Genomic DNA, 19874 nt, shown 5'->3' on the forward strand with positions numbered 1-19874 from the left:
GCGGATGACTACCGCGTGGGGCGCGGGTCGGCCGCGGCCGCGATGTCGTGCGCGTAGTTCGACGGGATGTCGGCCCACTGGCCGAGGCCGTTCGTGCCGTACGAGCGATCGACCGTGACGTTCGACCCGGAGATGTCGACCTTCACCGTCGGGGCGAGCGTGCCACCCCGGACGAAGTCGTCGCTCGTGCCGATCGTGTCGATGAACGACTGGACGAGCCCGCCCGGCATCACGTAGTGCGAGTACGCCTGGAACTGCCCGGGGTTCTGGTTCGCGTCCGGCGCGTACGGGAAGCCGGTCGCGAAGTTCAGGTTCGACGGGCTGCCGAGCGCGAGGCCCGATCCACGGTTGACCGGCTCGAAGTCGCTCCGGATGCCGTTTCCGACGAATCCGTACACGCCCTCGGGGCCGTCGACGCCGGCCGCGTAGGTGCTGCGGTGCGTGATGGTGAACAGGTAGTACTTGCCGTCCTTCATGTAGATCTGCGGACGCTCGGTCTGGTCGTTCACGCAGTTCGCGGAGAGGATCGGCGGCAGGAAGGTCCACTCGGTCAGTGCGGCGTTGTCCGCGACGGCGAGACCGACGTTCGCGAGCTGGTAGTGCGCCCCGCGGTCCATCACCTCGTCGGCGGTCTCGGTGTAGGGGTCGCCCGGGCGGTAGCCCATGTCGTCCTCGGTGCAGACGCGCTCGCCGCGCGGAGCGGCGGTGTTGCCCTCGAACACCATGTACGTCTTCCCGGGGTGCGCCGGGTCCTCGAAGGTGAAGGGGTCGCGGAAGTTGAAGAACTCGTTCTGCGCGCCGTTCTGGTAGTACGTGCCGTCGGCCTGCAGCATGTCGTGCTGGTCGCGGAACCCGCTCATCCACACGCCGTTCTCGTCGGCGAAGATGCGTCCCTCGCTCTGGACGATGCGCGGGTCGTAGGGCTTGCGGTTGCTGCCGTCCTCGTTGCGGTAGAACGCGACCGCCGTGTAGAAGATGCGCAGCTTGTTGCCGTCGAAGATGCGCGTCGAGCCCGACCACTCGGTCTGGTGGCTGAACGACTGATCCTCGAAGATCGCCCCGGAGGCACCGTCGGGGAAGACGTGCCCGCCGTAGGTCCAGCCGCCGTTCGCGGGCCGCTCGGCGACGTTCGCCTTGCGGTAGAAGAAGCCGAGGCGCGCGTAGGTGTGGCGGTCGTCGAAGCCGAGGCTGCGGTCGGCGACGAGCGAGAAGACGACCTCCCAGCCCTTGAAGCTCGGCTGGTCGCTCTTGCCGTCGGTCAGCGTCCAGCTGTCCCAGACCCAGACCTGGTCGTTGCTCATGTCCGGGAAGTCCTTCGGGACCGTCGGCATCGTGTACTCCTCGGGAAGGGAGTTCGCGCGGGACGGAGCCGTCGGGTCGCTCATCGCGGCGATCTGGCGGGCATCGGCGCGGGTCCACTTCGCCGTGAAGTCGTCGGTCGGGTCGTAGGCCTGCTGGCTGTGGGAGGTCGGCGCGGGGAAGCCGGGAACCGGCTCGGGCTCGACCGCGGCCGAGGCCGGCGATGCGGCGAGGAGGGTCGCGGCCGTGGCGACCGCGGCGACGATCGCCGCCGGCCGCCGAAGGGGGCGCCGCGGTGTGCGCGTGGTGGTGGTCACGTCTGTCTGCTTTCTGGAGGGGGAGGCACGGCGTGGTCGGGGGCTCTCGTCGAGGAGGCTACGACACACGCGCTGTTCCTGTCAAACGTTTGACATATCGGGTCGCCGTCTGTGAGACTCCCCCTGGCGGCCTCCTCACGAGTCCCCCGTGGTCCACCTCTCCGGGCATCCCGCCCGCTCCCCCTTCCACGCAGCGACGCGGGCGCGCACGACGCGCCGCCCGCTCGCACCCCACCCCGTCAAGGAGTGACATGTACCCCTCCCACCCGTCGCGGCCACGCCGCGCCCTCCTGGCCGGCATCGCGCTCGGCGCACTGGCCGTCCCGCTGGTCGCCGCCTCGGCGTCGGCCGCCTCCGACGTCCGGACCCTCGAGACCACGACCCTCGACACGGCCGCCGCAGCTCTCATGGGCGACAACGTGCGCCTGGTGTCGGCCCAGCTCGTCCACGGGCGCGAGGTGCAGGTCGGCGCGTTCTCCGGCCTCGATCTGAGCCCCGCGATCGGCTCCGGCCTCGCCCTCAGCACCGGCTCGTTGCGCGCGGCCGACCCCGCCGCGGCGGCGGACGTCGACTTCACCGCGTCGTCGCTCACCGGCACGAACACGAAGGCGACCACGACCGGCGACCTCGGCGGCGTCGGCTCCGCCGAGCTCACCGCCCTCACCGGATCGACCACGTACGACGCCGCGCAGGTCGCCCTCACGGTCGTCCCGGCGGGCGACACTCTGTCAATCGTTTACCAGTTCGGCAGCGAGGAGTACCCGACCTGGGCGCAGCGGGACTACACGGACGCTCTCGGCATCTTCGTGAACGGAACGCTCTGCTCCGTCGTGGGCGGCGAGCCCGCCGGCATCCGCACGATCAACGAGACCTCGCACGCGGATTCGTTCGTCAGCAACCTCGACGGCTCCCACGCCACCGAGATGAACGCCTACACGACGGCGCTCACCTGCACCGTCGCGGTGCAGCCGGGCGTCGAGACGACGATCGTGGCCGCCGTCGGCGACACGGTCGACGGCCAGCTCGACACGACGCTCCTGCTCGCCGCGAGCGGGATCGCCTCGACCCCGGCGGTCGTCCAGCCGACGGCGTCGCCGACCGGCTCCGACCCGGCCGCGGGCGGCGGCACGACCGGCGCCCCGGCCGGCGCCGCGGGCACCGGCACGCAGCCGCAGGCATCCGGCGCGCTCGCGCGGACGGGCGGCGACAGCGGCCTGCTCATCGGTGCGATCACCGGTGGGGCGCTCCTCGCCGCCGCCGGTGCGGGACTCGTCCTCCGCAGCAGCCGCCGCTCCGCCACGGAGGCCGACGGATCGTGATGACCACCGCCCGCTCCCTGCAGCTCGGTCTGTCCGCGCTGCTCGTCGCCGGCGTGGTCGCCTGCGGCACCCCCGCGTGGGGTGCCGCAGGCGCCGACCTCACGGCGCAGACCGCGACCACGGTGGAGGCCGGCATCACCACCACCGACGCGGTGTGGAGCCTTCCCTCCGACGCCCGCCCGGGTGACACCGTGACCCTGGCGCTCCCCGATCACGCCGGAGGTGTGCTCACCGACGGCCGCTGGATCTCGTCGAGCGGTGCGCTGATCGGTGCGGCGACCCTCGCCGCCGACGGCACGCTCTCGATCGTCCTCCTCGACGCGGCCGCCGACCCGGCCAGCCGCTCCGGCCGGGCGATCATCACGACCGTGGACTCGACGACCCCCGGCACGACCGCCTCGACCGACCTGACCGTCGTCGGCACCCTTCCCCCGGGCGACGTCCCGGGCGCGTTCCACGGCGTCGTCGACCGGGGCCAGGCCGTCAAGTACGGCGCCTGGATTCCCGGCGAGCCGCGCGTCGCCTGGACCGTCGAGACTCCGCGCGGACCGTGGGATGTCGTCACCGTCACCGACCCCGCGCCGGCGGGAGCCGTCGTCGACTGCGCGGCCGGAGTGACCGTCCGCTCGACGACCCGCACCGCGCCCGACACCGGATACCTCGTCGATCTCGCGCCCGTCGCGCCCGAGCGCGTCGCGGCCACGTGCGACATCTCCGGGGTGACCGTATCGGTGACACCGGTCTCGACCGACGAGATCCTCGAGGTGCGCTTCACCGCCGACGTCCCGAGCGCGACCGACGAGGCCGTGAACACGGCGCGCGTCACCGCCTCGCGCACGACGCCGGCGGCGCTCGATCGCCTCACGACCCTGCGCCCCGTCCTCGCACCGGTCGAGCCGCCGACGCCGACCCCCACACCGACCCCCACCCCCACACCCACCCCGACGCCGACCCCCACCCACACGCCGACCGGCACCCCGACTCCGACCCCGCCGCGCCTGGCCACGACCGGCGGCGACGACGCGGGGATCGGTGCGATGGCCGTGGCGGGCGTCCTGACGCTCATCGCGGGCGCGACGGCGATGGGCGGCGCACGACGCCGCTCCGACCGAGGAGGCGACACCGCATGACGAACCCGACCGACCCGACGCGTCCGACCCGCTCCCCGCGCAGGACGATCCTCGTCCTGCTGCTCGCCGGGATCGCGACCGTCGTGGTCGGCGTGCTCGTCCTGATGCTGTCGCTCTCGCACCGGTCCGCGCCCGCGCCGACGGCGAGCCCGAGCGGATCGTCGCCCGCCGACGTCCGCGTGTTCGACCGCCCCGCCGGGTGGGACCCATTCCGCCCCTCCTACCACGTGACACCGCCGGCGCACTGGATGAACGACCCGCAGCGCCCGATCTTCGTCGATGGGCTCTGGCACCTGTACTACCTCTACAACGCCGACTACCCGACCGGGAACGGCACCGAGTGGTACCACGCCACCTCCGACGACCTCGTGCACTGGAAGAACGAGGGCGTCGCGATCGAGAAGTACCGCAACGGGCTCGGCGACATCCTCACCGGCAGCGCCGTCGTCGACGCCGCGGGCACGGCCGGATTCGGTCCGGGCGCGGTCATCGCCGTCGTCACCCAGCAGGACGACGGCGTGCAGCGGCAGTCCGTCTTCGGTTCCACGGACGGGGGCTACACGTTCCAGCCTGCGCCGAGCAACCCCGTCATGGAGAACCCGGGCGTCGTCGACTGGCGCGACCCGAAGATCATCCGCGACGAGGCATCCGGGCGATGGGTGATGGTGCTCGCCGAGGGGCGACGACTCGGCTTCTACACCTCTCCCGATCTCCTGTCCTGGACCTACGTCTCCGACTTCTCCTCCGAGACCCTGGGGTTGCTCGAATGCCCCGACCTGTTCGAGATGGTCGACCCCGACACGGGACGGCGCACGTGGGTGCTCGCCGCGAGCGCCGACGGCAGCGACGGCGGACGGATCGAGGGACGCAGCACCGGTCTCGCCTACTGGACGGGCACGTGGGACGGCACCCGCTTCGCGGCCGACGACGCCGATCCGCAGTGGCTCGACGACGGTGCGGACTTCTATGCCGCCGTGACGTGGGACGACCCCACCCGTTCCGAGACCGACCGCCTCACGGAACGGCACGCCCTCGGATGGATCAACAACTGGGCCTACGCCCGCGATCTGCCGACCCGCGACTGGCAGGGAGGAGCGCTGTCGGTCACCCGCAGCATCACCCTGACCGAGGTCGACGGGCGGCTTCGACTGCGGTCGCGCCCGGTCGATGCCCTGCGCACGCTGGAGGGGGATGCCGAGTCGGCATCGGCGCATGTCATCGCACCGGGCGCGATCGCGCCTCTCGCGCTCCAGCCGTCTTCGCCCGCGTACCGGATGCGGGTGAGCTTCGAGCGCCCCGACACCGGTGAGCTGCGGCTGCGGCTCGGCGACAGCGGGGCGGACGCCGTGACGGTCGGCTACGACGCCGATCGCGGCGCGGCGTTCATCGTCCGCGAAGACAGCGTCGCCGCACGGTTCCCGGAGGTGTACCGCGCTCCGCAGACGGATCCGTCGCCGCCCGCTGCCGACGCGTCGGCGCGCTCCGGCGGCGCCGACGCGGAGATCGTCACGATGGACATCCTCGTCGACGCCTCGAGCGTCGAGGTCTTCCTCGGCGACGGCTCATCGCTGACGAGCGCGATGTACCCCGTGGGATCCCCCCGCGTCACCACGGAGGCGACGGGCGCCGCCGTGCGGATCACCGCGCTCGCGCTGTCGCCGATGGCCCTCGCCATCACCGACTGAGTCAGCTCGTCCAGCCCACCCGCAGGGCCACCGGAAGCGGCGGCTCGGGTGCCGTCTCGGCATCCGGCGCCGCGATCCGGTCGACGAGGAGCTGCGCCGCCCGCGCACCGAGCCGTTCGATCGGCTGCCCGATGGTCGTGAGACCCGGAACGCCCTGTCGGACGGCCGCCGAGCCGTCGTAACCGACGACGCGGACGTCCTCCGGCACGCGGCGGCCCGTCTTGTGCGCCCACTCCAGCGCCATCATGGCGGTGAGGTCGTCGGTCGCGAAGACGCCGTCGGCCCCCGTCTCGGCGAGCCAGGTCTCCACGAGCGCTCGGCGATCCTCGACCGGCGTCGCGTACCCGTAGGCGCGCACGCGCGGCTCGAGCCCGTGCGCGGTCATGACCTCGCGATACGACGTCGCCCGGTCGTTGCCGGGGTGGTCGGTGGCGGTGAGGAGGATCGGTGCGCGCGCCCCGCGGGCGATCAGGTGCTCGGTCGCGAGGCGGCCGCCGGCCCGGTTGTCGCCGCGGACGACGGGGATGTGCGCACCGAGCCGCCGGTCCACCGCGACGATGGGCAGCTCGGCCCGGTCGTAGCCGGCCACCTCGCGGTTGTGGGTCGAGGTGATGATGCCGTCGACGCGGTTGGCCTGCAGGAGATCGAGGTACTCCGCCTCCCGGGCGGCATTTTCCTGACAGTCGCACAGGAGCGCTTTGTATCCGTGCCCCGCGAGCGAGCGCTCGATCGCCGAGACGAGCTCGCCGAAGAACGGGTCGGCGACGGTGGGCACGACGATGCCGACGAGACCCGACTTCTGTCCGATGAGCGACCGCGCGATCGCGTCGGGGCGATAGCCGAGCTCGTCGATCGCGGCGTTGACACGACGGCGCAGGTCGTCGCTGAGGTAGCCGCGGTTGTTGAGCACGCGCGAGACGGTCGTCACCGAGACGCCCGCCCGGGCGGCGACGTCCTGCAGCTTGGGCCTGGCCACGTCGTCCCCTCCCGGCATCGGTGCGCGCGGGCATCCGGCCGATCTCCCGCGCGCACCCTCGACGCTAGCCCATCGGGGCATCCTCCTCCTCAGTCGCTGAGCACGACGTGGTCGACCATGAGGTGCCCCCAGGCCTCCGTCGCGTCGTCGAGGATCTGGAACTGCGCGGTCTTCCCGGCGAGGTCGCGCAGGTCCCACGTCACGGGGCGGAGATCGGCGGAGTCGTCGCCGGTCGCGGTGCGCACGGGCACGCCGTCGACGAGGAGCTGCACCGATGTCGCCGGCTCGACGCCGAGCGGATGCCACCCTCCCCCGATCAGGAAGTGCAGCGCGTTCCGGTCGATCGTGAAGGGCGGCGACGTGAGGACGCCGGTCGCGGCGTCCGACCCGGCGAACGTGTCGGCCACGCGCGCGCCCGCCTGCCCGCGCAGATCGCTCGCCGTCGGACCGATCCCGGCGAGGGAGCCGGTGGCCGTCCACCCCGCGCCCCACGTGTCGCCCTCGAAGTCCGCGAGGAGGCGCGCGGGACGCTGCGCGAGGTCTGCGAACTCGGTGATCCGCAGATCGCGGAACACCGCAGGGCCGCCCGAGGTGTAGAGGGCGAGGCCTTGGTCCCCCGACGGCGCGAACACCTGGCTCGAGTGCGTGTAGCGCCCGTCGCCGACGAAGACCTCGATCGTCGTGCGGTCGACGAGGATGCGGAGCTCCACGGTGTCGGCGTCGTCCAGGGGCGTGCGGCTCTCGACCTTCCACGAGTCGGGCCGCCCGGTCTGCGCCCGGTTGAGGTAGGCGTAGTCGCGGGTGAGGCCGGCGTCGGCGTGCCGGCTGCCGTCCGCGGAGCGCCGCAGCTGGAACCCGACGTTGTCCGCGTCCTGCCGCGAGATGCGCGTCGTGATCTCGTACGCGTCGCCGCGGTAGGCGAGCTCGGTGAACCCGTCGACGCGGACGTCGCCGAGCGCCGTCGTGTGCGTCGCGTGGTCCTGGAGGGCGTCGACGGGAGCGGAGAGGAGGCTGTAGCCGGCACCGGCACGGGCGAGGCGGATCTCGCGCGTGATCGAGTCGGTGCCGGTGAATCCGTCCCGCGGCCAGGTCGGGGCGCCGTGCGCGTAGTCCCAGTTGTTCATCCAGGCGATCGCGAGGCGGCGCTCGAGCGGTGCGGCGGGGTCCTCCCAGGTCACCGCGCCGTACCAGTCGAACCCGTGGTCGAGCCACTGCGGCGCAGCGACGTCGGGCACGAAGGTCGACCCGTCGAACGAGCCCGTCCAGTACGCGTAGGTCGCGGGTTCGTTCGTCGCGTACCCGTTCGCGCTGACGCCCATGACCCAGTGGGTCGTGCCGTCGTCGGCCCGAAGGCGGAAGAGGTCCGGGCACTCGATCGTGCCGATGCCGGCGTTGACGTACTCGCCCGTGCGCGTCCAGCGGTGCAGGTCGGGCGAGGTGTAGAACGAAACCCGGTCGCGCTCGGCGATGAGGGCGACCCAGCGCTGGCGCTCGTCGTCCCACACGACCTTCGGATCGCGGAAGTCCCGTCGCCCGTCCCCGGGGATGACGGGCTCGTCGCCGTCGGGGCGGAAGGTGCGGCCTCCGTCGACGGAGTACCAGAGGAACTGGGCCTGCTGGCCCGACGCGTCGAGCTTCTGCGCGGCGGTGGGGTGGTCCATCTGGGTGACGAGCATCACGACGGCTCCGGGGCCGAACCCGGCGGTCCCGGCATGGTCGACGACCGCCGACCCCGACCAGAGGTCGTAGTTGGCGTTCGTGCCCTTGGGTGCGGCGACCCCCTGATCGGCGAACGCGACGCCGTCGGCGCTCGTCGCGAGACGCCACTCGGTGCCGAAGTTGGCACGCGGATTCGCGTCGTAGTCGGCGTTGTAGAGGTAGTAGTAGTGCAGCACGCCATCGATCACGACGGGCCGCTGGGGGTCGTTCATCCAGTGGTCCGGCACCGTGAAGTGATAGCGGGCGCGCAGGCTCGGCGCGTCGTCCTCGGCCGCCGCCGGCCCCGCGACGAGGGCCGCGGAGCCGGCGAGGGCGAGGGCGAGACCGGCCGCGAGCGCGCGGCGGCGAGCGGGCAGGGCGGGATGCGTCATCGGATCCTTCTCCTTCTGTGGTGGTCAGGCGGGTGCGGGCGCACCCTCCCGGCGGGCGTCGTCGGTCACCGTCAGCCGGCCGTCGACCCATGCGACGGGCATCGGGTCGGTCACCCCGCCGACGAATGCGCCGTCCTCGTCGAGGTGGCGGAAGGCGAACAGCAGCCACTGTCCGTCGTCGCGGCGGCGGAGCAGCCGGCCGACGTACAGGCTCTCGTCGGTGATCGGGTAGGCCGCGTCGATGTCGAACGGACCGAGCAGGCTCTCGGCCGGCACGGCCCACGTGCCCCCGCGCTCCGCCTCCCGCGCGGGCATCCCGTGCTCGGCGAGGCACGAGAACAGCAGCACCGGGCGCCCGTCGACGACCTCGACCTGGGTCACCTCGAGCTGACCGAAGCCGCGTTCGCTCGGCGCGGTGAGCGGTGGACGCAGCTCCCAGGTGCGCAGGTCGGCCGACCAGGCGTGCCCGACGACGCCGCGGCCTCGGACCGGGCCTTCGGGTGCACGGGCCGTGACGAGCATGTGCCAGCCGTCGCCGCGCGGGTCGGCGAACACCCACGGGTCCCGGAACGCCTCGTCGTGCCAGGCGCCGCTGTCGATGGTCTCGTACCAGGGGCCCGCGGCGCGCAGCACCGGACCGGGGGCCTTCGTCCACGTGAGCAGGTCGGTCGAGGTCGCGTAGCCGACCGTCTGGACGTTCTTGTCGCCGTCGGCGCGGGTCGAGCCCGTGTAGAAGAGGTACCAGAGCCCGTCGTCGCCGCGGACGGTCGAGCCGGTCCAGGTGGCGAGGTCGTCGAACGACCCGGCCTCGCCCCGCACGAGCGCATCCGCGACGGGCGTCCACGTGACGAGGTCGTCGGAGACGGCGTGCCCGACGGATGCCCGGTAGTGCCGCGCCTCCGGATCGTGGAGGGCGCGCGAGGCGTAAAGGAAGAACAGGTGGTACCGCTCGCCGTCGTCGGCGAACCAGTAGTCCCAGACCCAGGAGGAGGAGAGATCGAACATGCGGGTCAGCCCTTCACTCCGCTGGCGGCGATGCTGCTCACGAACGCCCGCTGGAACACCAGGAAGACGAGGAGCACCGGGAGCGTGATGAGCGACGTGTACGCCATCACCTCGCCCCAGGCGGTGTTCAGCTGGAAGAAGTACTGCATGCCCACCATCACGGGCCGCAGGCCCTCCTTCTGCACGACCATCAGAGGCCACAGATACTGGTTCCACGCCGGCAGGAAGGTCAGGATCGCGACCGTCGCGAACGCCGGGCCCGACAGCGGCACGATGATCCGGCGGTAGATCGTGAACCAGCTCGCCCCATCGATGCGCGCCGCCTCGTCGAGGGACGCGGGGATCGTCGAGAAGTACTGCGCGAACAGGAAGATCGAGAACGCGTTCGCGATGAACGGCACGATCTGCACCTGATAGGTGTTCAGCCAGCCGAAGTCGTACTTCAGCACACCGCCCTCCATGACGAGGGTCGGCAGCTGCGAGACCCAGTAGACCATCGGCACCGCGATCGTCTCGAACGGCACGATGAGGGTCGCGATGATGAGCGCCATGACGACGACGCGGCCCTTCCAGCGCAGCCGGGAGAGCGCGAAGCCCGCCATCGAGTTGACGATAAGTCCGAGCCCGACGGTCAGCACCGTCACGAGGGCGGAGTTGAACATGAACTGCGCCACCGGCACGCGCTGGAAGACGCCGAAGTAGTTGTCGAGGCTGATGTCGCCGGTCGGCAGGAACGCGGCGGGCGAGTTGACGTCCTGCAGGATCTGGCTGTCGGGCTTCAGGCTCGAGACGAACATGAACACGAGCGGGAAGAGGAACGCGATCCCGAAGACGCTCAGCGCGACGTAGTAGAAGATCGTGCCGATGCGGCGGTTGCGGCTGGCGCTCGCGGGGGTGCGTCCGCGGCGGGACGTCCCGCCCGGGAGCGGCCCGGACGGCGGGGCCGCGACGGTCTGTGTGGCGGTCATGGGTCAGTCCTTGTCTCGGGTGAGCCGGCGCTGGATCAGCGCGATGACGAGCACCGCGACGAAGAAGATCAGCGAGATCGCCGCGGCGTATCCGATCTCCTGCTGCTGATAGCCCTTGCGGACGGCGTGGTAGACGATCGTGGAGGTCGATCCGGTGGGACCGCCCTGGGTCATCACGTCGACCTGGACGAAGAGGCCGAGCGCGGCGATCGTGATCGTGATGAGCACGAAGATCATCGTCGGACGCAGTCCCGGCCACGTGACGCTCGTGAACTGGCGCCACGGGCTGGCGCCGTCCATCTTGGCCGCCTCGTACAGCTCCTCCGGGATCGTCTGCAGCCCGGAGAGCCAGATGATCATGTGGAACCCGACGGCCTGCCAGATCGACAGGACGATGATCGCCGGCAGCGCGGTGGAGGGATTGTTGAGCCAGTCCACGCTCTGCCACGCGCCGAAGGTCAGCGTGTCGATGAACGAGTTGATGAGCCCGTCCTTCTGGTACATGAACTTCCACAGGATCGACACCACGACGATCGAGGTGACGACGGGGATGAAGAAGATCACGCGGAAGGCCGTGACGCCCCGCATCCGCCGGTTCACGAGGACGGCGAGGAGCAGGCCGAGGCCGGCTTGGACCGGGACGACGACGAGCGCGAAGAGGAAGGTGTTCCAGGCGGACTGCAGGAACATCGGGTCGGCCCCGAAGGCCCGGGCGAAGTTGTCGAAGCCGACGAAGCGCGGCGGGTTCGGCGAGATGAGGCGCGCGTTGGTGAACGAGAGCCCGAACGCCAGGAGCACGGGGATCACGAGGAACAGGACGAGGAGGATGGCCGCGGGCGCGATCATCGCGAGGCCGGCCCAGGTCTCGCGACCGCGGATCGAACGGAACCGGCCGAGGGTGCGTCGCGGCTTCTCGGCCGCGACCGTGGCAGGGGTGACAGTCATGAGGACTCTTTCGAGGTCGTCGAGCGGAGCGGGTGGGGACGCAGTGCCCCCACCCGCTCGGGGCTCACTTCTTGAAGCCGTACCCGTCGTTGGACGAGATGTTCGCGTCGATCTCGCTCACGGCCTGGTCGAGTGCGGTCTGGACGTCCGCGCCGTTCATGATGTCCTTCGCGGCGGTCTCGAACGTCGTCGAGATCACGGCGTACGCCGGGGTCTCGGGGCGCAGCACCGCGAACTTCTGCGAGAGCTCCACGAAGGGACGCAGGACGCCCTGGTCGCCGAAGTACTTCGACGCCTGCGCGGCGGACTCGGTGGCCGGGATCACGATCTGCTCGTCCGCGAACCGGGTGATGTACTTGTCCTGGAAGCTGAACTCGAGGTACTTGCGGGCGCCCTCGGCGTCGTTGCACGACTTCGAGATGGCCCACTGCCACGAGCCGCCGCCGATCTTGGGGCCGTGCCCGAGGTCCGGCGGAGGCAGGATGACGAGGTCGTCACCGACCGCGTCGACCGAGGCCAGGGCGTTCCAGACGCCGGTGTAGCTGAGGGCGACCTTGTTGTCGACGAACTCCTGGTTGCCCACCGTGCCGTTCGCGTTGGCGTAGCCGTCGGTGAAGAGCTTCTGGAACCAGGTGCCCCACGCGACGGCGTCCGCGCCGTTGAGCGCGCCGTCGGCCGAGAGCATCGTGTCGCGGTCGATCAGGTCGCCGCCGAAGCTCTGCAGGAACGGGGAGTAGGCGTAGGGCCACCACTCGCCCTTGTCCTCGGCGCCGATGTCGATCGGCGTCTCGTAGCCGGCGGCCTTCAACGTCGCCAGGACCGCGCCGAACTCGTCCTTCGTCCACGGCTTGTCGACGGTCGGGATGCGGATGCCGTTCTTCTCCAGCACCGACTTCCGGGCGAAGATCGACAGCGCGGCATCCCAGTAGCCGGCGGAGTAGATCTGCCCGTCCCACTTTCCGACGGCGGTCGGCAGCAGCGCATCGGTGATCTTCGTGTCGATGCCCAGCGGCTGCAGGTAGCCGGCCCACGCCCAGTTGGGCATGATCGGCCCGTCGAGGTCGAGGAGGCACGGAAGGTCCCCGGATGCCGCGGCCGCGACGACGGCGTCGTTGTACGCGCCCTGGGGGAAGGATTCCTCGACCACTTCGTACTTATCCTGCGACGCGTTGAAGTCCGAGATGATCTGCTGATAGACCGCCAATTCGGCGGGGTTTCCGGCCGAATGGGTCCACATCGTCAGCTTGGTACGACCGTCCGCGGTCGTGCTGTCGCCCGTGCCGGCTTGTCCACAGCCGGTCAGCGCCAACACACCGACGAGCCCCGCCGCAGCGAGGAACGACACGGATGTGCGCTTCATTGTGATTTCCTTGTCTCGTGACCGACGCGCGCGGCGGTCACCGGTCGGGGGTCGCCGAAAGCGACCGCTCGGTGTGTTGTGAGGTCCGTCGCCGGTTCTGTTTGGCGACGTGCGCCGGCGGCGGACCCACGGAGTCTCGTCGAATGACGGGACACTCCATCTGGTGGACGGCATCCACTCCCCCCTCACGGATGCCGAGTGCAAGCTCCATCGCCCAGCGGCCCATCTCGTAATGGGGCAGGGCGATCGTGGTCAAGGGAGGGTCTTGTTCGGCGGCGATGAACTGCTGGTCGTCGTAGCCGATGATCGAGATGTCTCCCGGAATCTGCAGTCCGCGCGCGTGGATCGCGGTGTACGCACCGGTCGCCATGCGGTCGTTGAAGCAGAAGATCGCCGTGGGGCGATGGTGCTCGGGCAGATCGAGAAGACGGTCGGCGGCCTCGCGACCGCCGCGGTGCGAGGTCTCCCCGTGCACGTGCAGCCGGTCGTCGATCGCGATGCCGGCCTCGGCGAGCACCGCGCGGTAGCCCTGAAGACGGAGGTCGGCGGCGAGAGGCCGGGTGGCGTCCTCGGCCGTGTCGATGTAGGCGATGCGCGTGTGACCGGCGGCGACGAGTTCCCGCGTCGCCGCCGCCCCGCCCTCGCGATCGTCGGGCACGACGCTGGGAAAGCCGACGACGCCATCCGCCGGCCGGCAGTCGAGCAGCACGGTACCCGCGGGCAGGCTGACGTCGGCAGAGACGACCCGATGCCACATCGCGGCGTAGATCAGCGCGTCCACCTGTTGCGCGGTGAGCGCACGGATGGCGGTCTCCTCGACCTCCGTGTCCGAACCGGTGTCGACGAGGAAGACGAGGTGCTCGTTGGCCCGGGCGACGTCCTGAGCTCCGGCGAGCATGCGCCCCGCGAAGGGTGTCGTCGCAATCTGGTCGGAGATCAAACCCACCGTCTTCGTGCGCTGCCAGCGAAGCCCGCGCGCGAGTGCGCTGGGCTCGTATCCGACCGCGGTGGCCGCCGCACGCACGCGGTCGCGGGTCTCTTGGGAGATACGCGACTCGACGTCGTTGAGCACGAGCGAGACCGTCGTGACCGACACTCCGGCCGCCGCCGCCACATCGGAGATGCGCACCCGAGCCATGTCATCACTTCCTCGTGATAAATCGATTTACTGCCTGGAGCGATTATTGACGACCGCAGGCCGTTCGTCAAGCACTTCTCGACTTCTCAGCATGAGCACCCCCGACGCCGCGGCATCCGCTCGGCGCACCCCCGCGTCGCACGCCGTCCCGGTGCACAAGGTGCTCAACAACAACGTCGTGATCGCCATCGACGAGTCGGGGCGCGAGCGGGTTCTCATGGGACGCGGCCTCGCGTTCGGGCTCAAGCCCGATGACGTCCTCGATCCGGCCAAGGTCGAGAAGACGTTCATCCTCGACAACGGCGCCGACGGCGAGCGCGAACGGCGCCTGCTGACCGACGTGCCGTACCCGATCGTTGAGGCGGCCACGCGCGCTGTGGATGAGGCCGAGCGCCGACTCGGACGCGATCTCGGACGGCGGTTCACGATCGCCCTGATCGATCATGTCGCCTACGTGATCGAGCGTCTCGACAAGGGCATGCGGATCACGACGGCATCCATGCCCGAGCTGCGCGTGCTCCACCCGCACGAGTTCGGGGCTGCCGAGCACATGGCCACCTCCATCGCCACGAGCCTCGAGTGCGAACTGCCCGCCGAAGAAGCCGTGTTCCTCACGATGCACCTGCTCAATGCCACTCGCGACGAGCCGAACGGCACGGCCGCGCTGCTGTTTCGCCGGGTGCAGCACGTCGTGGAGGTCGTCGAGCAGTCGCTCGGTGTGCGCCTGGACGTCGACGGTCCCGACTACGCGCGTTTCATCCTGGGTCGGATCTCACCGACGAGGAGTTACTGTATCTCAGCGTCCACGTCGAACGCCTGCGCGCTCAGGTCGCCCCTGGCGCAGATCCCGACCCTGTGGTAACTTGATCGCAGATCCCTGGATCGTTACCGCGCACGCGGGCGAAACCTGGACTCACCGATTGCTTCGGCGTTCATCGATCGAGCTCGGCGGCATCCTGCTCGTCACCGGGCCGAAGCACTGAGGTTCGGGCCGTCGACGGACGCGACACCGGACGTTCACGCGCACCGGGGAGAATGGATGCCGTGAGCTCCTCGTCGATATCCCCGTCCCGCCGCCGCATCATCTTCATCGACATCGACGGGACGATCCTCGAACACGGGGCCCAGATGTCGGCCTCGACGCCGGTCGCGATCGCCACCGCGCGCGCGAACGGTCACCTGGTGTACCTGTGCACGGGTCGCTCGGCCGGCGACATCACCCCGAAGGTGCGCGCCATCCCGGTCGACGGCGCCATCACCAACGGCGGCGCCTTCGCCGTCCGCGGCGACGAGCAGATCGTCGCACACCTCATGCCGCGCCCCCTCGTCGACCGGATGATCGCGTACTTCGAAGAGCACGGTGCGCACTACTTCCTGCAGACCGACGGCACCGTCTACGTCAGCCCCGGCGTGCTCGATCATGCCCGCCGCTTCGTGCGAACCCACCCCCCCGGTCGACGAACGCGCGGCGGCCGCCGCCTCGGAGGATGTCGCCCTCCTCAACCACTACCGGCCGCTGGACGAGGTCGACCTCGATGCCGTGGTCAAGGCGACCTTCCTCAGCACAGCCAGCGACACGCTCACCCGCGCCGCCGACGAGCTGGGGCCGCAGTTCCACGTGATCCCCGGTTCCATCCCGCTGCCCGGCGGCTCGAACGGCGAGATCTGCCAGCAGGGCGTCAACAAGGGCGCGGCGATCACGGAGGTGCTCGCCGTGCTGGGGATGGATGCCGCCGACGCCATCGGCATCGGCGACAGCTGGAACGACGTCGAGATGTTCGAGGTCGTCGGCACGTCGGTCGCGATGGGCGGTGCAGATCCCGAATTGCAGGCGATGGCCGACCTCGTCACCACCGGCGTGCTGGAGGACGGCGTCAGCAACGCGCTGACGCGCCTCGGCCTGATCTGACACCGCGTTTCGACTCGCTCGGGCTCAGAGGAAGATGTCGGGGAACAGCTCGTGGTCGGGTGTGCCGGGTGTCGCCGCGTAGCGGGAGAAGTCCGTCACCCCGGCATCGCGCAGCACCTGCTCGACGATGAGTGTCTGACCGGTGTACTCGCGCGCCGGACGCGTGAGCACTTCGTACGCCGCGTCGGCGTAGACCTCGGGGGTGCGGCTGACCTTCATCATCCGGTCGCCGCCGAGGGCGAACTGCACGGCGGCCGTGGCGATCGTCGTCTCGGGCCACAGGGTATTGGCGGCGATGCCGTCCTTCGCGAACTCCGCAGCCATCCCCAGCGTCGCCATCGTCATGCCGTACTTGGCGAGGGTGTAGCCGGTGTGCGCACCCAGCCAGCGCGGCGTGATGTTCAGGGGCGGCGACAGCGAGAGGATGTGCGGGTTCTCGGCATCCTTCAGAATCGGCACGGCGGCACGGCTGAGCATGAACGTGCCGCGCACGTTGACGTCCTGCATGAGGTCGTACTTCTTCGCGGCGAGCTCGAGCGAGCCGGACAGGTCGATCACCGAGGCGTTGTTGACGACGATGTCGATGCCCCCGAACTCGCCGTGGGTCTTCAGCACCGCCGCGGTGATGTCGTCGTCGTTGCGCACGTCGCCGACGATCGGCAGGGCCCGACCGCCAGCCGCCTCGATCTCGGCCGCGGCGCTGTGCACGGTGCCGGCGAGCTTGGGGTGCGGGGTGTCGGTCTTGGCCATGAGGGCGATGTTGGCGCCGTCGCGGGCCGCCCGCAGAGCGATCGCGAGGCCGATGCCACGGCTGCCGCCCGACATGAGGATGGTCTTTCCGGCGAGAGTCATGCGCGTCCCTTTTCAGAGGTGGGCGAGGTGGATGCCGCGGCGAACGCCGCGACCCGGGCCTTCGCCTGCGGGGTGTCGAAGCTGGCGCCGATCGTGCGGGCTTCGTCGTCGAGGTTGTCGGCGAAGGCGCGACGCGCGCCGGCGCGGACGAGGCGCTTGGCATGACCGAAGGCCGCGGTCGCGCCGTCGAGCCAGAATCGGGCCAACTCGGCGGCACGTGCACCCGGGTCGTCGGCGATCTCGGTGACCAGACCCCACTCGAGCGCGGTGGCCGCGTCGATGGTGAGGTCATCGAGCAGAATCCGCAGCGCGCGGGTCTGCCCCACCGCCGCCGGAAGCAGCGTCGAGACGCCGAGATCGGGGGTGAGGCCGATATTGGCGTACTTGCTCACGAAGCGCGCCCGGGGCCCTGCGACGACGTAGTCGGCCGTGAGCATCAGACCGAGTCCCCCACCCGCGACGGCGCCCTGCACCGCCGCGACGATCGGGATATCGGAGTCGACGAACGTGCGGATGCCGTCGTGGATCACGCGCGCCATCGCTGTGATGTCGTCGCCGCTCGAGCCGGAGGCCGCCATCTCGACGACGTCGCCGCCGGCGCAGAAGGCGGGACCCGCGGCATCCAGCACGATGGCGCCGACCGTCGGATCGGCGGTGATCTCGTGGGCGAGGTCGCGCCAGAGCGTGCCCATCTCGAAGCCCATGGCGTTCAGCGACGCGGGCCGGTTGAACGTGAGTCGGGCGAGCGCGCCGTCGCGGGTGTGGATGATCGAGGCGGTCACTTCGGCGCCATCCGGATGGCGCCGTCGAGGCGGATGGTCTCACCGTTGAGGTAGCCGTTGCGTACGATCTCGGCGACCAGGCTCGCGTATTCGTCCGGCCTCCCGAGGCGGGCCGGGTAGGGAACCTGCTGACCGAGACTGTGCTGCGCAGCCTCCGGGAGACCGGCGAGCATCGGGGTCTCCATGATCCCGGGGGCGATGGTGACCACACGGATGCCGTAGCGCGCGAGCTCGCGGGCGATCGGCAGCGTCATCGCGTGCACACCGCCCTTGCTCGCGGAGTAGGCGGGCTGGCCGATCTGACCGTCGAAGGCCGCCACCGAGGCCGTGTTGACGATGACGCCGCGGTCGCCGCCGTCGGTGGGCTCCGTCTTCGCGATGGCGGCGGAGGCCTGCGCGATGACGTTGTACGTGCCCACGAGGTTGACACGCACGATGCGCTCGAAGTGTGCGAGATCGCTCGGCGACCCGTCGCGCTCGAGCACCTTGGCGGGCGGAGCGATACCGGCGCAGTTGACGACCACCCGCAGCGGCGCCTGCGCCACGGCGGCGTCGACGGCGGCGGCGATCTGCGTCGGGTCGGTGACGTCGGCGGCCGCGAAGGAGCCGCCGAGTTCCGCAGCCCGTTCGGTGCCGGCGGAGGTGGGGAGGTCGACGATCACGACGTGCGCGCCCGCATCGGCGAGGCGTCTCGCGGTGGCCAGGCCGAGGCCGCTGGCCCCGCCGGTGACGAGCGCGGATGCGCCGGCGATATCCATGGATTCTCCTTCGAAGTCCGGACTGCTCCCGTCGCTCAGCGACGGGTCGTGCTACTGAGTGCCAGCATACGCGGTACTAGGTCTCACCATGCCATCTCAGTGTGCTCGGAGGATCTCCCCCAGCCGCGCCAGCAGAGCGTCGGGACGGGCGAGCCGCACCCGCGCGTAAGGAACGGCGACCACGTGATCGACGAGACGCGCCGCCAGCGCGGCATCCCGCCGCCGGTATCCCGAGAGGTAGTGCGCCGTCGCGCGCCACTCCAGGACCGCGCCGTCGTCGGTCGTGACCCGGACGGGAAAGGTCGGTGTCTCGGCGATATCCCCCGACGAGCCGCCGAAGATGCCCTCGATCAGTGGAACGAGGGTGTCGCCGAGAGCGGGCTGGAGGCCGTCGGGACGCAGACGAACGTGGCGAGCCGCGGCATCACCGAGAGCCACAGCCGGCCCATCGGTGTCCTCGAGTGCGGTGAGCGCGCCGACACGGCGGGCGACGGAGGTGGGCACGCTTCATCTCACCACGGACACACTCGCGTGCGCGAGAGGCAGGATGGGTGCCGTGAGCATCCCCGGCGACGACATCGAGGTTCCCCCGTCCGTGCGCCGGCTCGCGGGAGGCGCCCTCCTCACGGCGGTCTGGCGCAACGCGATCGGCGGAGTCACCTTCTGCAGCGACGACGGTCGCTACATCAAGTACGGACCGCGGAACGCGGAGACGACGATGGCCGGCGAAGTGGCGCGGCTGGCCTGGGCGGGCGCGTACACACCGGTGCCGCAGGTGCTGGTCCACGGCGCCGACGACCGGCATGAGTGGATGGTGACCCGGGCGATCCCGGCGCGATCCGCCGTCGATCCGCACGGGCTCGCCGACCCTGCGACGGCGGCGGCCGCCGTCGGGGCAGGGCTGCGCGCGCTCCACGACGCGCTGCCCGTGCGAGACTGCCCGTTCGATTGGTCGGTGCCGGCTCGCGTCCGGGCGGCGAAACGGCGCGGCATCCGACTCCCCCCGCAGCTGGCGGCAGCGCCCCCGGTCGATCGACTCGTCGTCTGCCACGGTGACGCATGCTGCCCGAACACGCTGCTCGACCACGACGGTCGCTTCAGCGCCCACGTCGACCTCGGCGCGCTAGGGGTCGCCGACCGCTGGGCCGACATCGCGGTCGCCGCGATGAGCACCGAGTGGAACTACGGACCGGGCTGGGAGCGTCCGCTGCTGGCGGCCTACGGCGTCGCACCCGACCTGGTCCGCATGGCCTTCTACCGAGAGCTCTGGAACGCGACCAGACCCCGGCCCCCGCCGAACGGAATCGGGGTCGCATACGGCCGTCATTCCTCGCGAGAGGC

Annotated in this window: 17 protein-coding genes and 2 pseudogenes; 7 read left to right on the forward strand and 12 right to left on the reverse strand. The window is 70.6% G+C overall.

Translation table 11 applies throughout. The features are described from left to right. Positions 1-8: 8 nt before the first annotated feature. On the reverse strand, positions 9-1616 hold the full coding sequence (locus JOE53_RS11905; RefSeq protein ID WP_204947842.1) for a glycoside hydrolase family 68 protein: 1608 nt from the start codon (positions 1614-1616) through the stop codon (positions 9-11). Between the two features lie 251 nt (positions 1617-1867). On the opposite strand from JOE53_RS11905, the gene JOE53_RS11910 reads away from it, so the two are divergent. From JOE53_RS11910 to JOE53_RS11920, 3 genes are read left to right on the forward strand one after another with little or no spacing between them, the layout of a single operon-like run. After that, positions 1868-2935: a choice-of-anchor L domain-containing protein gene (locus tag JOE53_RS11910; RefSeq protein WP_204947843.1), complete on the forward strand. Its 1068-nt coding sequence runs from the start codon at positions 1868-1870 to the stop codon at positions 2933-2935. Beyond that, complete coding sequence (locus JOE53_RS11915) at positions 2935-4065, forward strand: hypothetical protein (RefSeq protein ID WP_204947844.1); 1131 nt, start codon at positions 2935-2937, stop codon at positions 4063-4065. The genes JOE53_RS11910 and JOE53_RS11915 overlap by 1 nt, the downstream gene beginning before the upstream one ends. Beyond that, a complete protein-coding gene (locus JOE53_RS11920) occupies positions 4062-5750 on the forward strand; it encodes a glycoside hydrolase family 32 protein (protein ID WP_204947845.1) in 1689 nt (562 codons plus the stop codon). The genes JOE53_RS11915 and JOE53_RS11920 overlap by 4 nt, the downstream gene beginning before the upstream one ends. Position 5751: 1 nt before the next feature. Here JOE53_RS11920 and JOE53_RS11925 read toward each other — a convergent pair whose 3' ends face one another. The 7 genes from JOE53_RS11925 to JOE53_RS11955 form a co-directional block, all read right to left on the reverse strand. Next, positions 5752-6726: a LacI family DNA-binding transcriptional regulator gene (locus JOE53_RS11925; RefSeq protein ID WP_204947846.1), complete on the reverse strand. Its 975-nt coding sequence runs from the start codon at positions 6724-6726 to the stop codon at positions 5752-5754. A gap of 89 nt (positions 6727-6815) precedes the next feature. Next, positions 6816-8816 (reverse strand): glycoside hydrolase family 32 protein, encoded by a 2001-nt coding sequence (locus tag JOE53_RS11930; RefSeq protein WP_204947847.1) that lies wholly within the window; start codon positions 8814-8816, stop codon positions 6816-6818. A 24-nt stretch (positions 8817-8840) separates the two neighbouring features. Continuing rightward, the gene (locus JOE53_RS11935) at positions 8841-9821 is read right to left on the reverse strand and encodes a glycoside hydrolase family protein (RefSeq protein WP_204947848.1); all 981 of its coding nucleotides are present in this window, start codon (positions 9819-9821) and stop codon (positions 8841-8843) included. A 5-nt stretch (positions 9822-9826) separates the two neighbouring features. Beyond that, the gene (locus tag JOE53_RS11940; RefSeq protein ID WP_373876948.1) at positions 9827-10789 is read right to left on the reverse strand and encodes a carbohydrate ABC transporter permease; all 963 of its coding nucleotides are present in this window, start codon (positions 10787-10789) and stop codon (positions 9827-9829) included. 3 nt (positions 10790-10792) lie between these two features. Then, complete coding sequence (locus JOE53_RS11945) at positions 10793-11734, reverse strand: carbohydrate ABC transporter permease (RefSeq protein WP_233449560.1); 942 nt, start codon at positions 11732-11734, stop codon at positions 10793-10795. Positions 11735-11798: 64 nt separating this feature from the next. Continuing rightward, the gene (locus JOE53_RS11950; protein ID WP_204947849.1) at positions 11799-13094 is read right to left on the reverse strand and encodes a sugar ABC transporter substrate-binding protein; all 1296 of its coding nucleotides are present in this window, start codon (positions 13092-13094) and stop codon (positions 11799-11801) included. A gap of 37 nt (positions 13095-13131) precedes the next feature. Continuing rightward, complete coding sequence (locus tag JOE53_RS11955; RefSeq protein ID WP_204947850.1) at positions 13132-14232, reverse strand: LacI family DNA-binding transcriptional regulator; 1101 nt, start codon at positions 14230-14232, stop codon at positions 13132-13134. Between the two features lie 91 nt (positions 14233-14323). Here JOE53_RS11955 and JOE53_RS11960 point away from each other — a divergent pair, with 91 nt between their 5' ends. The 3 genes and pseudogenes from JOE53_RS11960 (at position 14324) to JOE53_RS15025 (ending at position 16141) form a co-directional block, all read left to right on the forward strand. Beyond that, positions 14324-15094 carry a CAT RNA binding domain-containing protein gene (locus JOE53_RS11960; RefSeq protein WP_233449561.1) on the forward strand — a complete coding sequence of 257 codons (771 nt, stop codon included), beginning with the start codon at positions 14324-14326 and terminating at the stop codon, positions 15092-15094. 266 nt (positions 15095-15360) lie between these two features. Beyond that, positions 15361-15582, forward strand: a pseudogene (locus JOE53_RS15020) (HAD hydrolase family protein); the annotation flags it as partial. A 70-nt stretch (positions 15583-15652) separates the two neighbouring features. After that, positions 15653-16141 carry an HAD hydrolase family protein gene (locus JOE53_RS15025; RefSeq protein WP_267911499.1) on the forward strand — a complete coding sequence of 163 codons (489 nt, stop codon included), beginning with the start codon at positions 15653-15655 and terminating at the stop codon, positions 16139-16141. A 24-nt stretch (positions 16142-16165) separates the two neighbouring features. Here JOE53_RS15025 and JOE53_RS11970 read toward each other — a convergent pair whose 3' ends face one another. The 4 genes from JOE53_RS11970 to JOE53_RS11985 form a co-directional block, all read right to left on the reverse strand. Further along, on the reverse strand, positions 16166-16993 hold the full coding sequence (locus JOE53_RS11970; protein WP_036321551.1) for an SDR family oxidoreductase: 828 nt from the start codon (positions 16991-16993) through the stop codon (positions 16166-16168). Then, positions 16990-17775, reverse strand: coding sequence for an enoyl-CoA hydratase/isomerase family protein (locus JOE53_RS11975; protein ID WP_204947851.1), 786 nt, complete (start codon positions 17773-17775; stop codon positions 16990-16992). Before JOE53_RS11975 ends, JOE53_RS11970 begins: the two co-directional genes overlap by 4 nt. Further along, positions 17772-18533, reverse strand: coding sequence for an SDR family NAD(P)-dependent oxidoreductase (locus JOE53_RS11980; protein WP_204947852.1), 762 nt, complete (start codon positions 18531-18533; stop codon positions 17772-17774). Before JOE53_RS11980 ends, JOE53_RS11975 begins: the two co-directional genes overlap by 4 nt. A gap of 96 nt (positions 18534-18629) precedes the next feature. After that, positions 18630-19037: a hypothetical protein gene (locus tag JOE53_RS11985; RefSeq protein WP_204947853.1), complete on the reverse strand. Its 408-nt coding sequence runs from the start codon at positions 19035-19037 to the stop codon at positions 18630-18632. A 52-nt stretch (positions 19038-19089) separates the two neighbouring features. On the opposite strand from JOE53_RS11985, the pseudogene JOE53_RS11990 reads away from it, so the two are divergent. Continuing rightward, positions 19090-19812 (forward strand): annotated as a pseudogene (locus JOE53_RS11990) (phosphotransferase); the annotation flags it as partial. Positions 19813-19874: the final 62 nt, after the last annotated feature.

The organism is Microbacterium laevaniformans, assembly GCF_016907555.1.
Lineage (GTDB): Bacteria > Actinomycetota > Actinomycetes > Actinomycetales > Microbacteriaceae > Microbacterium > Microbacterium laevaniformans.

What these genes read in the sequence shown, in the direction of transcription:
- JOE53_RS11980 (WP_204947852.1), bottom strand. Translation starts at nt 18,533, where the DNA reads ATGGATATCGCCGGCGCATCCGCGCTCGTCACCGGCGGGGCCAGCGGC.
- JOE53_RS15025 (WP_267911499.1), top strand. Translation starts at nt 15,653, where the DNA reads ATGCCCGCCGCTTCGTGCGAACCCACCCCCCCGGTCGACGAACGCGCG.
- JOE53_RS11945 (WP_233449560.1), bottom strand. Translation starts at nt 11,734, where the DNA reads ATGACTGTCACCCCTGCCACGGTCGCGGCCGAGAAGCCGCGACGCACC.
- JOE53_RS11935 (WP_204947848.1), bottom strand. Translation starts at nt 9,821, where the DNA reads ATGTTCGATCTCTCCTCCTCCTGGGTCTGGGACTACTGGTTCGCCGAC.
- JOE53_RS11910 (WP_204947843.1), top strand. Translation starts at nt 1,868, where the DNA reads ATGTACCCCTCCCACCCGTCGCGGCCACGCCGCGCCCTCCTGGCCGGC.
- JOE53_RS11915 (WP_204947844.1), top strand. Translation starts at nt 2,935, where the DNA reads ATGACCACCGCCCGCTCCCTGCAGCTCGGTCTGTCCGCGCTGCTCGTC.
- JOE53_RS11955 (WP_204947850.1), bottom strand. Translation starts at nt 14,232, where the DNA reads ATGGCTCGGGTGCGCATCTCCGATGTGGCGGCGGCGGCCGGAGTGTCG.
- JOE53_RS11960 (WP_233449561.1), top strand. Translation starts at nt 14,324, where the DNA reads ATGAGCACCCCCGACGCCGCGGCATCCGCTCGGCGCACCCCCGCGTCG.
- JOE53_RS11950 (WP_204947849.1), bottom strand. Translation starts at nt 13,094, where the DNA reads ATGAAGCGCACATCCGTGTCGTTCCTCGCTGCGGCGGGGCTCGTCGGT.
- JOE53_RS11940 (WP_373876948.1), bottom strand. Translation starts at nt 10,789, where the DNA reads ATGACCGCCACACAGACCGTCGCGGCCCCGCCGTCCGGGCCGCTCCCG.
- JOE53_RS11920 (WP_204947845.1), top strand. Translation starts at nt 4,062, where the DNA reads ATGACGAACCCGACCGACCCGACGCGTCCGACCCGCTCCCCGCGCAGG.
- JOE53_RS11970 (WP_036321551.1), bottom strand. Translation starts at nt 16,993, where the DNA reads ATGACTCTCGCCGGAAAGACCATCCTCATGTCGGGCGGCAGCCGTGGC.
- JOE53_RS11930 (WP_204947847.1), bottom strand. Translation starts at nt 8,816, where the DNA reads ATGACGCATCCCGCCCTGCCCGCTCGCCGCCGCGCGCTCGCGGCCGGT.